We start from the raw sequence: 12584 nt of genomic DNA on the forward strand, positions 1-12584 counted from the left end.
CCAATCAGCGTCCCGGGATGATTCTATTTCATGGAAGGGGAGAGACGGATGGCTCAAATTAAAATTTTCGGTCTGCGTTCCACGCTGAAGCCGATCCAGAGCGCTTTCTCGGATGTGCTTCATGCCTGTGCCGTGGAGGCACTGCAGCTGCCTCAGGATAAAAGGTTTCACCGGTTCTTTTTCATGGATCAAGAAGACTTCATTTACCCCGGTGACCGCACCGACAAATATACGATTATTGAAATCAGCATGTTCGAAGGACGATCGGCTGCTGCGAAAAAGCAGCTGATCCAGCTCCTGTTCGAAAAAATTCCCGCCTTGGGGATTGGCGTTTCGGACCTGGAAATTACGATTTTTGAAACACCGAAAGCGAATTGGGGAATTCGCGGCCTTCCGGGGGACGAGCTGCATCTCAATTATCGGGTGGACGTGTAGAGCAAGGGGAGCGGCAATGGACAGGGAATTTGAGTCGGACTTCCCGGAGGAGGCAAGCAGTGAAAGAGATCATAAAGCAGAGTTTAGTGGATATTGAACAGAAGCATCAGGTGAAGATTCTTTTCGCTGTGGAATCAGGAAGCCGTGCATGGGGTTTTCCTTCCAAAGACAGCGACTACGATGTTCGTTTTGTCTATGTGAACAGACCCGAATGGTACCTGTCTATCGATGATAAAAGGGACGTTATCGAGCTGCCGATCAACGATATGCTGGATATCAACGGGTGGGACATCCGAAAAGCGCTGAAGCTGTTTAGAAAGTCCAATCCTCCGCTATTGGAATGGCTCGTTTCTGACATCGTTTATGATGAAAACTATGGATTTAAAGACGAATTGTTAGACATCAAAGAGAAGGTGTTTTCTCCCAATGCATCCATGCACCATTATCTAAGTATGGCCCAAGGGAACTTCCGTGAGTATTTGCGCGGTGAGCATGTGAAGATTAAAAAATACTTCTATGTGCTGCGGCCCATTCTGGCATGCAAATGGATCGAAAAGTATAACACGAGTCCTCCAATTCTCTTTCAGGATCTCGTTTCGGATTTAATTTCGGATGAGTCCCTTTTAGAAGAAGTTCATTCGCTCTTAAGCCGCAAGATGGCTGGGGAGGAACTGGATTATGAAAAGCGGATCGATCGCATCAATGACTTTATCGAAGCCGAAATTGAGCACGTTATCGATTTTTTGAAGGACTTTAAGACAGAACTCCAAGATCCGACGCCGCTGCTGGATGAATTATTTCGGAAGTACTTGAAGGTGGTTTGGAGCTAATGTAAGCAGTTATAACGATTGGAGGACAATCGCATGCTATTTCTGTTTGTCATCCTGCTGATCGCTCTGGTTGCCATCATCAATAACCAATATGCAAGCCTGAAGAAGATGGACGCGCTGCAGCAAACCCTGCGGGAGATCAGCGCAAAATTAAGCGACCGCAGAAGGGAATAACGCCGGCGCGCATCCGATCCCAATGAAGACAGAGAGGCGTCCGCGTGGATTCCTCTCTTTTGTGTCGCCAGGAAAGGAGCCAGATATGGAAAACCAATGGAGAATTGCGCCGTACGATCCGGCGTGGAGACATCTCTTTTCTGAATTGGGGATGAAACTAAGAGAAGCCTTGGGGGAGGCGGCCGTGCGCATCGACCATTTGGGATCGACCTCTATTCCCGGGATGGATGCGAAACCGATCATTGATGTTCAGGTGTCGGTAGCGGCATTGCAAGATGTTGCGCGTTACCGGGACAAGATGGAGTCTGTCGGTTTTATGTTCCGGGAGGATAATCCAGACCTGACGAAAAGGTACTTTCGTGAAGTTCCCGGCACCCGCAGAACGCATATCCATGTGCGGCAGGCAGGGAGCTGGTCCGAGCAGCTGACCCTATTGTTCCGGGACTACCTGCGCGAGCATCCCCAAGACTGCCGGCTTTATGCAGCCTAGAAGCACCGCCTGATGCAGCGGTTTCAGCACGAACGTGAGAAATATGTGGAGGGAAAGGGTCCTGTCGTATGGGAGATTCTGCAGAGAGCGCATGATTGGTCGCAAGCGACCGGCTGGACGCCGCCGAAATCGGATGCATAGCGAAGCGGAAGATCAGCATGCCGCAGCATCGTAAGGTGGGATCACGGTCAGACTCAATCTGTAGAGCCTGCTTTCTTCACGGAGTTTCTGTAAATGATTTTGCCTTGAACAAGAACGCGGCCGAAGCGCATTTCCGGCGAGCTGATTTTCTTCAGCAGGGAATGGACGGCGGTCTGGGCCATTTGCGGCGTATCGACCTCTACCGTCGTCAGGTGCGGTTCAGTCAGGGTAGCGAACACATCATTATCAAACCCGACCACTGAGCAGTCCTCGGGTACACGGTAACCCTGCGATTTGAGCTTGAGGACGAGCAAATGGGCAACCCGATCACAGTTGCAGACGAAGGCGGTAGGCATATCCTCCGGCAGTTCCATATCGATCAGCGTTCCTTCCTCATCACGGTCATTGACGATCCAGCGGTCGTTCAACGGGATTCGGTGCTCGAGCAAAGATTTATAGTAACCCAGGTACCGGTCCTGGATGCTGCTGGTCGAATACAGATTGCCGACGTAGCCGATCTTCCGGTGTCCCTGCTGGACCAGATAGTTCGTGATTTCATAGGCACAGTAGAAATTGTCAGTCGTCACTGAGTCGATGTCGGAGTGCTCGTCATAAAAGTCGAGAAACAGCTTCGGCTGTTCCATATGCTCCAGCGCTTCGATATAAGGCTTGCTGATCTGGCCAAGGAGGATGAATCCGTCCACTTTGCGGTCATAGTAGATGCGCGGCAGGTGGAGCAGTTTCTCGTCTTCGGCGGACAAAATATGTAGAATGCCGTCGTAGTCGTATGGCTCAAGGGCCATCGAAATCTGCTGGTATACTTTCAGGTAAAAAGACTGCGTCTGTCCGGTAAAACGCTCGGGAATGACGACGCCGATGTTATAGGTTAAGCCTTCTTTCATCGATTTGGCGACTTTGTTGATGCGGTACCCCATTTCGTCCGCGAGCTGTTTGATCCGCTCCTTTAATTCGTCGCTGACGCCTTCCTTGTCATTCAAAGCCTTTGAGACGGTGACGCTGCTGACGCCCATTCGCTCGGCGATGTCCCGCAAGGTGATATGCTTGTTCATTCCACCATCTCCTTACAACAATTGGTTATTCGAAAAAGGTCCGTTACATTGAACGCCGGCTGCCTTGCGGCAGCCGGACGCTCCATACATCATATAGTACAAGTATAGCCTGCTTTGGCCAGCGAATAAAGAAAGATGTATCTAAATAAGGCCGGGGATATACTGTGTTCGTTAAAACTTAAGCGCGCTCGCCCAGCAGCTGTTCGTTCTGTGCGATCAGCTTGGCGCGCTGGGCCGCATTATCCAGCGAGCGGAACTCATCCGCCGGCGTGTTGAACGTGTAGTCGACCAGCCGGTCTACCGTCGTCGTGGCCACATGGATGCGGGTATCGCTTGAAGCATAATAAATAAAGACCTCATTTTTCTCGTTGACGACGGCTCCGTTGCAGAAAATCACGTTCGAGACGTCTCCGACGCGTTCGTCATCGTACGGTGCGATGAAGTGGCCGCCTGGCTTAGCAATAACCTTGGCAGGATCGTCTAAGCTGGTCGCAAAGGTATACAGGACATAGCGAAGACCCGCCGCCGTATTGCGGACGCCGTGGGCGATATGGATCCAGCCGCGATCGGTTTTGATGGGAGCCGGCCCCTGGCCGTTCTTCACTTCGTACACCGTATGATACCGCCGCTCGTCGATCACCGTCTCCTGTTCAATGACCGGATTCAGGATGTCCTCGCACAATCCAAAAGCGATCCCGCCGCCCGAACCGGTGGAGATGAAGCCGTCCTGTGGACGCGTGTAGAACGCATACTTGCCGTTTACGAATTCCGGATGAAGCACCACGTTCCGCTGCTGCGGTGAACCGGTCTGAATGTTCGGCAGACGCTCCCAAGTTATGAGGTCCCGGGTGCGGACAAGTCCGGCCTGCGCTACAGCGCTCGACGTATCGTAAGCCGGAGCCTCCGGGTCCTTCTGCTCGGAGCAGTAGATCCCGTAAATCCAGCCGTCCTCATGCTTGACGAGGCGCATGTCGTACATATTCGTTTCGTTCGGGTCGACATCGTCCCAGACCAGCGGCTGATCCACGAAGCGGAAGTTATCGATTCCGGTCTCGCTTTCAGCCAGGGTGAATATCGACTTGCGGTCCAGGCCCTCGGTCCGTACGACCAGAATATATTTACCATCGTGATAAATAGCTCCCGGATTCAGTGTGGCGTTAATGCCCAGTCGTTCCATAAAGAACGGATTGCGCTCGGCATCCAGGTCAAATCTCCAGTGGATCGGCACGTGGTGGCGAGTGATCACAGGGTACTTGTATCGGTCATAGACTCCGTTGTAAAACTCCGTATTCCGCTCATTGGGCCGGGACAACAGTTCCTCCTGGCGGGAAGCCAGCTCGGCATATTTTTCATGGATCATGCTTCATTCATCCTTTCGATCATTTCGATACAAAATCGGCTGTTATGATAAGGGCACTTCCAAGGTCCGGCTATTTCACGGTCATCCGGCTGCCCGTTCGCCTGAACGGACCAATACCATTCGCCGCCGCCCCTGGCGTCAACGATATGGGTCTTCGTATACGTCCACATCCGGTCGATCAGATCCAGAAAACGGGTGTCGCCCGTCCGCTGATAGGCGTTGTAAAAACCGACCATAGACTCGGCCTGCACCCACCAAATGCGGGTATCGTCGATGCGGTCGCCGTGCTGCTCGTTCATCAGGGAGCCGTCTTCCGATACTGCGGTATCGGCGATCTGATAAGCGATGTCTACCACCATCTTTGCGTAATCGGCATGGTCGGAACCGATGGCTTTCATCGCATCGTCAATGAGCCAGCTGGCCTCAATGTCATGACCGAACGAGGTCAGGTCCAGCAGGGAGTTCCAGCTGCGGTCAAAAAATACGTTCAGGCGCTTTTTCTCGGGATCATAAATCCGGTTGTAGAGCATGGACAGCAAATTCTCCAGTGCGGAGCGAACCCGGGGATCCGGCCATACGCGATACAGCGTCGTATACGCCTCAAGCACATGAATGGTGGTGTTCATCGTGATGTCCGCGTTCAGCCCATTTTCGCTGAGCATTTCGTTTGGCTGCTCATGCCACTCGCGGTCAAACTCTTCTTTATAAGCCTGAATGCCGGTATCGTAGCCCTTCTCTTCAATCAGCCCGAAAAGCTCGCGTGCCAGTCCAAGCGCCCCCGCATCGCCGGTGGCCCGGCTGTATTCGCTGAGCGAGTAGACGGCGAAAGACTGGGCATACACATGCTTGCGCGTGTCCAGCGGCTGTCCCTCATGATCGACCATCCAGTACATGCCGCCGTGCTCCCGGTCAATGAGCTGGTCCTTCAAAAACGAATAGGCATGCTTTGCATGGGATGCCCACACTTCTTCGCCCGTTACCCGGTAGGCTGCGGAAAAAGACCATAGCTGGCGCGCGGTGGCGATCCCTCCCTTGGGAGCTAGAGTGTCCGTTTGCAGGTCTACGCTCACTTCGCCGTAATATCCCCCATGCCGGTCATCCCGTAATCCGGCCCAAAAGGGGAGGATATGCTCAGTCCATTCCCTGTGGATTTCCTGTTCAATGGATTTCAACGCTCAACACACTTCCTTTTATTAAGTTATCGTTAACTTTACAAATTAATATTAATAATCCGGGAACGATATTGTCAATGAGAAAAGAGGAATGGCGAAGCTATACAAGAAGCCGCAGCAGATAGAGTGGGGATGTTCCCTTTTTTTTAATATAAGGTGATACAGAAAATGATGTCTGTTACTCTGTTCTATAACCTAAACGATTAGGTAACGGAGGACGAACTAAGCCGCACGGGCGTAAGGTAAAAATTTCATGCTGGCAAACGGGAAGAGAACCTGTTTAATATTTTTTCATGCGGTTAAATACATGTCGTGAAGGAAATTCCCAAAAATTCAGAGGAGTGATTGATCATGGCAAATAACCAAAATGGCAAAATGAGTCCGGAAGAACGAGGCCGTATGGGTGGAGAAGCCACGGCGAAAAATCATGACAAAGAATTTTATCAGGAAATCGGCCGCAAAGGCGGAGAGGCTACAGCCGAGTCGCATGACAAGGACTTTTACCGTAAAATCGGTGAAAAAGGCGGCGAAGCCCGTGCGCGTCAGCGTGACAACGATTAATACGATGACCCCCTAAATTGGAATATGACATTAGGATACGCGGCGCTTAAAGCCGACTTTTCGAAAGAAAACCGGACCCGGCGATCCGTAGAACCCAAGCCTAAGAATAAAGCCCGAGAAATCTCGGGCCTTATTCTTTTTGTTTTGCAAAAAACGATTGAACTTTGGAATCTGACTTGATACTATTGCCCTTAAATACATAAGGGGTGGATATATATGGAAAATATTGACGGAGATTTGGTGATCAGCACCGACAAGTCGAAACTGGACGTGGATAAGGTTTGCGATTTTCTGTCGCGGAGCTATTGGGCGAATAAACGGCCAAGGGAAAGAATCCTGAAGTCGATCGAAAACTCGATTTGCTACGGGGCTTATATCGGAGACAGGCTGGTCGGTTTTGCGCGGGTCGTGACCGACGGGGCCACGATGTATTGGTTGTGCGACGTGTTTGTGGATGAGGAGTATAGGGGGCACGGCATCGGGAAAAAGCTGGTCGGCACGATTGCCAATGCCGATGAGTTCAAAGATTTGAACGGCCTGCTTGGTACCAAAGATGCGCACGGTTTATACGAACAATACCATTTTACAAGAATGGAAATGATGCGGCGCATGGCGGATTACATCAGAAATATGGATAAGGGCGGCTCGGTATAAAAACGGTCCATATCGATCAGAAAGGGTGAGGGGAATGGGGGAAAACGTCTATCAAGACCTCCCCGTGCTGGAAGATTCAGGCCGAAAGGAGAACGATGCATGGAACGAAACTTTCAATCTACCGTGATTGAATTAATCCAAGGAGACATTACTCGCGCTGAAGTGGATGGCATCGTGAATGCTGCGAATTCGAGCCTGCTGGGCGGGGGCGGCGTCGACGGGGCCATTCATCGTGCCGGCGGGAGCGAAATTCTTGAGGAATGCAAGAAAATCCGGGCTAGACAGGGAGGCTGCCCCGTAGGCGAAGCCGTGATCACGACGGCTGGCCGGCTGCCGGCCAAATATGTTATTCATACTGTGGGGCCCGTGTGGAACGGTGGACAGCATGAGGAAGAGGCCAAGCTGCACAGCTGCTATATCCAATCGCTGGCGATGGCTGATCAGTACGAGCTGGAAAGCGTAGCTTTTCCAAACATTAGCACGGGAATCTATGGTTTTCCCAAGGCGTTGGCAGCGCCGATTGCCATCCGTGCGGTAAAGGAGTTTCTATCCGCTCATCCGCAGACCTCCATCAAGAAGGTGCAGTTCGTTTGCTTTGACAAGGAAAATGAAGAGATTTACCGGAAACTGTTAGAACAGGATGCCGAGCTGCTCATTCACCGTTATATCGAAGCTTATAACGCATTTGACATCGAGGGGATGTTAAGTGTGCTTCATCCGGATGTCATTTTCAGAAATATCGTCGGTAACGAGGTTTCGGTGGAAACGAAAGGACTGCAGCCATTTCGGGCTTTGGCGGAAAAGGCGGCAGCCCTGTTTTCGACCCGGCTGCAAACCATCTTAGAGCTCCGGGAGATAAACGGCCGGATTGAGGCGGACATTGATTACACGGGTGTGCTGGCGTCAGATCTTCCTGACGGAGTAAAGGCTGGGGATACCATTCGGTTACAAGGAAGGTCGGTCTTTACGATCAAGGATGGAAAGCTGTCTCTTATTGAGGACTACAGTTAATCCAAAAAGCAGAGCTCTAACGATTTACTATAGAAAGAGATGGTAAACATGAATTTTCAAACATCCAGAAAGGCACTGGTCATCATACTCCATGAAATCTATGGGCTTAACGAGCATATTCTTGCTTTTGGCGATAAGGTCTCCCGGGCGGGTTACAAGGTGCTGACCCCGAACCTGCTGAAACGGGAGCCTTTTCCATATGAACAAGAGGAAGAGGCCTACTCCTATTTCGTGAGCCAGATCGGCTTTGACCGGGCCGCTGATGAAGTGAGGCAAATGGTACGAGATCACCGGGATCCATACGACTGCATCATGATCGTCGGCTTCAGCATTGGAGCAACCATTGCCTGGCTGTGCAGTGCATCCGAAATCGACGGGATCGTCGGATTTTACGGATCAAGAATTCGCAATTACGCCGAAACGGAGCCGAAGTGCCCGGCTTTATTGTTTTTTGCAAGGAACGAAAAATCCTTTAACGTATCAGAGCTCGTTGTAAAATTGGAGCATCGTCAGAACACGCACGTCCACGTCATCGAAGGGGAGCATGGTTTCATGAACCCTTACTCCAAAAGCTACCTTCCCCAAGCCTATCAGGCATGTCTGGAGAGAAGCTTTGACTTTTTGCAGTGGATAGCGAAGGGGAAAATGTAGTCGAGGCTTCGGCAGATGACAGCGAGCCGAGTATGGATCGGGACCACAGATGGATATCTAATATTTTTGCTTTACATGCGAACATACATTCTTGTAAAATGTATTTGGGCATAAATTCCAAATGGAGGTTCAGATATGGAATCTGGGCGAATTCTAGGGATTGCTTATAATGTTATCCCGGTGAAAGACGTGGAGAAATCGGCGGAATGGTTTGTGAAGCATTTCGGATTTAACATTCGCAATAAGCGCGACGGTTATCTGAGTTTGTTCAGAGAGAACCGGCCGATTCTTGATCTGATCCAAAGTGAGCACGACTCGAGAGCGGTGTTCGAAGTGAACGGTAGAAAGCGCTGGGTCATCACCTTTTTTTCGGACGATATCGGGTCGCTGCACAGGCGGTTACAGGCTGAGGACGTCAAGGTCGGCAGCCTAAGCGACGAAGGGAAGTACGGGAAGTTTTTCGTACTCGAGGATTTAGACGGCAACCTGTTTGACGTATGGGAGCATCAGGATTGCGAGCTGGTTTACTAGAGCCGGTCATGCGGCCATCTTAGAACGGGTCAAAACGCAAACAAGCACGACCCCATAGTTAAGGGATCATGCTGCTAGAACACTGTTCATAATCTGTTCGTTATCTTTCACACGCGATGAAATCTTTGTCCCGGTCTTTGCTTTTGTTGGCGTCATAGAGCTCCTTAGAAACATAAGGCTTATTTTGGTCTTGCCGCCTTTGTTTTTGACAGAAGCCGAGCGGGCGACGCCCCCCTTGTAATCTTTGTTTAATTCAGCGCAGTTCTGGTACTTCTTCACTTGACCTGCCGCTTGCGCATGACTGATGGTGCCCAGACTGATCCCGGTACATAGAATCACACTTAGAGAAAGTAAAATGCTTTTTTTCATTCTCCAAATCACCCCTGTTCGTCTATTATGGTTCATAGGCCCATCGCTATCATAGCATGCGGTATCGGGAATTTGGAGGGGAAAATTGAACATAAACGGAGAGATGGAATGAGCTCAGAAGAAAACATCATTGTCGCCAGCGTTTCCGTTCTGCGGAACGAAGAGGTGTTCATGATCCAGGAGAAGAAGGCCTCCGCGTATGGTCTGTGGAACTTTCCTTCAGGGCGGCGGGAGACGGGGGAAGATTTGGCCGAGACCGCTGTTCGGGAAGTTAAGGAGGAGACTGGACTGGACGTACGGCTGAAGGCTGTTACTGGTGTGTACCCGTTTCGAAGCACCAGTGGTCAGCAGGTGATCCTGTTTCATTTTGTCGGCGAAGCAGCGGGTGATGCATTAAGAATACAAAATGATGAAATTATGGATGGCCGGTGGGTTGCCATCGATACGCTGCTCCATCAGCCGGATGAACAGCTGCGGGAAGCGAAAGTCATCAAGCAGATCACCAGGCGGTTGTTACGGAAAGAGTTCTACCCGCTTGACGTATTTCATGGAATGATTCGGTGAGTATCATGGAAATAGAGTAGCATAGTAGTAATGAATGAAAGAGCCTGTCTTTTGACAGAACCATCTTGTAACCGTTAGGAGAACAGCATGAAATTAATGCCTGAATACGCCCACAATATTATCGTCGGTGTGGTTTTTCGAAACCAGTGGAGCTGGTACATAACGGAGAGGGAATACTGGTTTTTGAATGTGGAAATGGAAGACCGCTTCGGTATTGAAGTGCTGGATGAAACCACGGCAGCTGAATTTTTTCGTCTTATCGCGGACTTTCGAGTGCCTTCAACGGAGCTCTCTCAAATGCTCGTGGATTTGGAGGACTCTTTTCGGCACCAGGATGAGGTTCTCGAGTTTGTTCCGGCGCTTTACGTCCATTTCGATGACCGCGTGCTGTATTCGCTGTTCCCGGAACCGATGTCCTTCGAGCATTATGTCCCCGAGGGATGGGCTGGGGAATATCGTGATTTTATGGAACTGGTGCCGGAAGCGGAACGGTATTGGATGATCCAGGGGGAAAACTTTTTTAATACGATGCCGCAACGGTAAGCAGGGGAGGGAGCTTTTGATATACATTTTAGAGGAACCCCGCGGCAGAGCTTATGAGGGTTTGATCTCGATGGCATTCCGTGTGTGCAATGAATTCATTCTGGTCAAAAAGGATCAACTAACGCTAACTCCTGCAATGGAGGCTCTGGCCGAACGATTAAAGCCTTACGTCAAAACGGTCAAGAAGCAGGACGCTTGGCCGGGAACCCAACTGTTTGGGCATTATGCCGACGTATATTATTTTGATTGCCAGCCGCCATTGGAGAAGCTGATCTTGGAGTCCGCTGATGGCCTGTATGACTGGGTGTGGCCGAATTTGTTGGAGGATCTATGTTTTTTAAAGGCAGTCAGCCTTGGCTTGTTAATATCGCCCATGAGCATGAAGCGTGGATCAAGACGGATGACCGTGAGGAAATTTTGCAATTTAGAGAGATCGAAGGATTGATGGTGTACTAGCTTTTAGGAATTCAGTTCAGTACACTATTTTAAACCATCAAGACAGGATGAACGGTATGTCGACGATACGAGAAGAAATAATGATATATGCACCGATCGACGTCTGCTTTGACGCCTCTCGAAATGTGGATGACCACTCCCGGACGGTCTGGCCTCACACCCATGAGCGGGTCGTCGCGGGAAGGATGAGCGGTTTGCTCGAGGCCGGGGACACGGTGGTGTTCGAAGCAAGGCACTTTGGGATTCGGCAGCGGCTGACCTCGAAGGTGACCGAGATGGATAAGCCCTATTCTTTTACCGACGAGATGCAAAAGGGGGCCTTTCGCCATTTGACTCACTGCCATGAATTTGAGGAGGTTCCCGGAGGAACGCTGGTCAGGGACATTCTCGATTTCAGCGCTCCGTTCGGATGGGTTGGGCGGCTGTTCGATGTGCTCGTGTTGGAAAAATACATGAGGGCCTTTATCCGCTACCGTCAACGGACGCTCAAGGCACTCATCGAAAACGAAAACAGCCCCAAGTCGTCGACTTGAGGCTGCTTCTGTTTTGCCGTCCGTACATACGAGCGGCCGTTATGCAATGATTTATGGCAAAATGTTACCGGCTGCGCGGTAAATTTCGTACCATTCTTCGCGCGTCAAGGTCACATCGCTTGCTTTGATGCAGTCTTGAAGACGCTCAAGGTTCATCGTGCCGATGACCGGCTGCATGTTGGCCGGATGGCGGAGGAGCCACGCAATAGCGATGGTCGTATTGGTTACGCCGTATTTACCGGCAATTTCGTCGATCTTCTTGTTCAATTCCGGGAATTTGTCGTTTCCAAGGAACACGCCTTCGAAGAAGCCGTATTGGAAAGGCGACCAAGGCTGAACCGTAATGTCGTTCAGTCTGCAGAAATCCAGCACGCTGCCGTCACGATTCACGGCCGATTCATTTTCCATGTTCACATTAATGCCGGCGGAAATCATGGTGGCGTTCGTGATGCTGAGCTGCAGCTGGTTGGCTACAATCGGCTGCTTCACGAATTTTTTCAGCAGTTGGATTTGCATCGGGTTCTGGTTGGATACGCCAAAATGGCGCACTTTGCCGGAGGATTCCAGCTGCTCGAACGCTTCAGCAACCTCTTCAGGTTCAACCAATGCATCCGGGCGGTGCAGCAGCAGAACATCCAGGTAGTCGGTTTTCAGTCTTTTCAGAATGCCGTCCACCGAATTCAGGATATGCTCTTTGGAAAAGTCGAACATGCCCTGACGGATGCCACATTTGGATTGAAGAATGATTTGCTCACGGACGTCGCTGTTCATATGGATGGCGTCTGCGAAAATTTCCTCGCAAGTACCGCCGCCATAGATATCGGCATGGTCAAAGAAATTGGCTCCTTGCTCCAGTGCCGTTTGTACGAAACGCTCCGCTTCGTTTTTGTCCAGGGAGTTGATGCGCATGCAGCCTACTGCAACTACAGGTACTTCCAAGCTGCTGCTGCCAAGCTTAATCGTTTTCATGAATCCTGTCCTCCGTATTCATATGGGTTTGGATGTTTCGACTCCAACACGAAAGTTCCGGCTTCCTGCT

Annotated in this window: 18 protein-coding genes and 2 pseudogenes; 15 read left to right on the forward strand and 5 right to left on the reverse strand. The window is 50.6% G+C overall.

Going from position 1 to position 12584, the window contains the following annotated elements; all coding sequences use genetic code 11:
* Positions 1-48: 48 nt before the first annotated feature.
* From GCU45_RS22205 to GCU45_RS34420, 5 genes are all read left to right on the forward strand, one after another.
* Positions 49-435 carry a tautomerase family protein gene (locus GCU45_RS22205; RefSeq protein ID WP_145025694.1) on the forward strand — a complete coding sequence of 129 codons (387 nt, stop codon included), beginning with the start codon at positions 49-51 and terminating at the stop codon, positions 433-435.
* A 59-nt stretch (positions 436-494) separates the two neighbouring features.
* Positions 495-1265 carry a nucleotidyltransferase domain-containing protein gene (locus GCU45_RS22210; protein ID WP_152400601.1) on the forward strand — a complete coding sequence of 257 codons (771 nt, stop codon included), beginning with the start codon at positions 495-497 and terminating at the stop codon, positions 1263-1265.
* Between the two features lie 33 nt (positions 1266-1298).
* A complete protein-coding gene (locus GCU45_RS33865; protein ID WP_167527189.1) occupies positions 1299-1439 on the forward strand; it encodes a hypothetical protein in 141 nt (46 codons plus the stop codon).
* A gap of 85 nt (positions 1440-1524) precedes the next feature.
* Positions 1525-1929: a GrpB family protein gene (locus GCU45_RS22215; protein WP_244364218.1), complete on the forward strand. Its 405-nt coding sequence runs from the start codon at positions 1525-1527 to the stop codon at positions 1927-1929.
* 12 nt (positions 1930-1941) lie between these two features.
* Entirely contained in the window at positions 1942-2070 is a 129-nt protein-coding gene (locus GCU45_RS34420; RefSeq protein WP_280117431.1) for a hypothetical protein, read from the forward strand.
* A gap of 53 nt (positions 2071-2123) precedes the next feature.
* Here GCU45_RS34420 and GCU45_RS22220 read toward each other — a convergent pair whose 3' ends face one another.
* The 3 genes from GCU45_RS22220 to GCU45_RS22230 form a co-directional block, all read right to left on the reverse strand.
* The gene (locus GCU45_RS22220; protein WP_152400603.1) at positions 2124-3140 is read right to left on the reverse strand and encodes a substrate-binding domain-containing protein; all 1017 of its coding nucleotides are present in this window, start codon (positions 3138-3140) and stop codon (positions 2124-2126) included.
* A gap of 178 nt (positions 3141-3318) precedes the next feature.
* Entirely contained in the window at positions 3319-4500 is a 1182-nt protein-coding gene (locus tag GCU45_RS22225) for a glycoside hydrolase family 130 protein (RefSeq protein WP_152400604.1), read from the reverse strand.
* Entirely contained in the window at positions 4497-5672 is a 1176-nt protein-coding gene (locus tag GCU45_RS22230) for an AGE family epimerase/isomerase (protein WP_152400606.1), read from the reverse strand. Before GCU45_RS22230 ends, GCU45_RS22225 begins: the two co-directional genes overlap by 4 nt.
* Positions 5673-6023: 351 nt before the next feature.
* On the opposite strand from GCU45_RS22230, the gene GCU45_RS22235 reads away from it, so the two are divergent.
* The 6 genes and pseudogenes from GCU45_RS22235 (at position 6024) to GCU45_RS22255 (ending at position 9080) form a co-directional block, all read left to right on the forward strand.
* On the forward strand, positions 6024-6233 hold the full coding sequence (locus tag GCU45_RS22235) for a KGG domain-containing protein (protein WP_076173330.1): 210 nt from the start codon (positions 6024-6026) through the stop codon (positions 6231-6233).
* Positions 6234-6449: 216 nt separating this feature from the next.
* Positions 6450-6887: a GNAT family N-acetyltransferase gene (locus tag GCU45_RS22240; protein WP_152400608.1), complete on the forward strand. Its 438-nt coding sequence runs from the start codon at positions 6450-6452 to the stop codon at positions 6885-6887.
* Between the two features lie 99 nt (positions 6888-6986).
* Positions 6987-7529: pseudogene (locus GCU45_RS34265) on the forward strand (O-acetyl-ADP-ribose deacetylase); the annotation flags it as partial.
* A gap of 24 nt (positions 7530-7553) precedes the next feature.
* Positions 7554-7898 (forward strand): nuclear transport factor 2 family protein, encoded by a 345-nt coding sequence (locus GCU45_RS34270; protein ID WP_341874564.1) that lies wholly within the window; start codon positions 7554-7556, stop codon positions 7896-7898.
* A gap of 48 nt (positions 7899-7946) precedes the next feature.
* On the forward strand, positions 7947-8549 hold the full coding sequence (locus GCU45_RS22250; RefSeq protein ID WP_152400612.1) for a dienelactone hydrolase family protein: 603 nt from the start codon (positions 7947-7949) through the stop codon (positions 8547-8549).
* A gap of 135 nt (positions 8550-8684) precedes the next feature.
* Entirely contained in the window at positions 8685-9080 is a 396-nt protein-coding gene (locus tag GCU45_RS22255) for a VOC family protein (RefSeq protein WP_152400614.1), read from the forward strand.
* A 100-nt stretch (positions 9081-9180) separates the two neighbouring features.
* Here GCU45_RS22255 and GCU45_RS22260 read toward each other — a convergent pair.
* Positions 9181-9449 (reverse strand): annotated as a pseudogene (locus GCU45_RS22260) (excalibur calcium-binding domain-containing protein).
* A gap of 108 nt (positions 9450-9557) precedes the next feature.
* Here GCU45_RS22260 and GCU45_RS22265 point away from each other — a divergent pair.
* From GCU45_RS22265 to GCU45_RS22275, 4 genes are all read left to right on the forward strand, one after another.
* Positions 9558-10013 (forward strand): NUDIX hydrolase, encoded by a 456-nt coding sequence (locus tag GCU45_RS22265; RefSeq protein WP_167527190.1) that lies wholly within the window; start codon positions 9558-9560, stop codon positions 10011-10013.
* Positions 10014-10100: 87 nt separating this feature from the next.
* On the forward strand, positions 10101-10556 hold the full coding sequence (locus GCU45_RS22270; protein WP_152400617.1) for a hypothetical protein: 456 nt from the start codon (positions 10101-10103) through the stop codon (positions 10554-10556).
* A gap of 330 nt (positions 10557-10886) precedes the next feature.
* Positions 10887-11012 carry a hypothetical protein gene (locus GCU45_RS34425; protein WP_280117432.1) on the forward strand — a complete coding sequence of 42 codons (126 nt, stop codon included), beginning with the start codon at positions 10887-10889 and terminating at the stop codon, positions 11010-11012.
* 56 nt (positions 11013-11068) lie between these two features.
* The gene (locus GCU45_RS22275; protein ID WP_152400619.1) at positions 11069-11545 is read left to right on the forward strand and encodes an SRPBCC family protein; all 477 of its coding nucleotides are present in this window, start codon (positions 11069-11071) and stop codon (positions 11543-11545) included.
* Positions 11546-11596: 51 nt separating this feature from the next.
* Here the strand turns inward: GCU45_RS22275 and GCU45_RS22280 are convergent, their stop codons facing one another.
* On the reverse strand, positions 11597-12514 hold the full coding sequence (locus GCU45_RS22280; protein WP_076173321.1) for an aldo/keto reductase: 918 nt from the start codon (positions 12512-12514) through the stop codon (positions 11597-11599).
* Between the last annotated feature and the right edge of the window lie 70 nt (positions 12515-12584).

Origin of the sequence: Paenibacillus cellulositrophicus (assembly GCF_009363095.1) — a bacterium.
GTDB lineage: Bacteria > Bacillota > Bacilli > Paenibacillales > Paenibacillaceae > Paenibacillus_AQ > Paenibacillus_AQ favisporus.

What these genes read in the sequence shown, in the direction of transcription:
- GCU45_RS22205 (WP_145025694.1), top strand. Translation starts at nt 49, where the DNA reads ATGGCTCAAATTAAAATTTTCGGTCTGCGTTCCACGCTGAAGCCGATC.
- GCU45_RS33865 (WP_167527189.1), top strand. Translation starts at nt 1,299, where the DNA reads ATGCTATTTCTGTTTGTCATCCTGCTGATCGCTCTGGTTGCCATCATC.
- GCU45_RS22215 (WP_244364218.1), top strand. Translation starts at nt 1,525, where the DNA reads ATGGAAAACCAATGGAGAATTGCGCCGTACGATCCGGCGTGGAGACAT.
- GCU45_RS34420 (WP_280117431.1), top strand. Translation starts at nt 1,942, where the DNA reads ATGCAGCGGTTTCAGCACGAACGTGAGAAATATGTGGAGGGAAAGGGT.
- GCU45_RS22220 (WP_152400603.1), bottom strand. Translation starts at nt 3,140, where the DNA reads ATGAACAAGCATATCACCTTGCGGGACATCGCCGAGCGAATGGGCGTC.
- GCU45_RS22225 (WP_152400604.1), bottom strand. Translation starts at nt 4,500, where the DNA reads ATGATCCATGAAAAATATGCCGAGCTGGCTTCCCGCCAGGAGGAACTG.
- GCU45_RS22235 (WP_076173330.1), top strand. Translation starts at nt 6,024, where the DNA reads ATGGCAAATAACCAAAATGGCAAAATGAGTCCGGAAGAACGAGGCCGT.
- GCU45_RS22240 (WP_152400608.1), top strand. Translation starts at nt 6,450, where the DNA reads ATGGAAAATATTGACGGAGATTTGGTGATCAGCACCGACAAGTCGAAA.
- GCU45_RS22250 (WP_152400612.1), top strand. Translation starts at nt 7,947, where the DNA reads ATGAATTTTCAAACATCCAGAAAGGCACTGGTCATCATACTCCATGAA.
- GCU45_RS22255 (WP_152400614.1), top strand. Translation starts at nt 8,685, where the DNA reads ATGGAATCTGGGCGAATTCTAGGGATTGCTTATAATGTTATCCCGGTG.
- GCU45_RS22265 (WP_167527190.1), top strand. Translation starts at nt 9,558, where the DNA reads ATGAGCTCAGAAGAAAACATCATTGTCGCCAGCGTTTCCGTTCTGCGG.
- GCU45_RS22270 (WP_152400617.1), top strand. Translation starts at nt 10,101, where the DNA reads ATGAAATTAATGCCTGAATACGCCCACAATATTATCGTCGGTGTGGTT.
- GCU45_RS34425 (WP_280117432.1), top strand. Translation starts at nt 10,887, where the DNA reads ATGTTTTTTAAAGGCAGTCAGCCTTGGCTTGTTAATATCGCCCATGAG.
- GCU45_RS22275 (WP_152400619.1), top strand. Translation starts at nt 11,069, where the DNA reads ATGTCGACGATACGAGAAGAAATAATGATATATGCACCGATCGACGTC.
- GCU45_RS22280 (WP_076173321.1), bottom strand. Translation starts at nt 12,514, where the DNA reads ATGAAAACGATTAAGCTTGGCAGCAGCAGCTTGGAAGTACCTGTAGTT.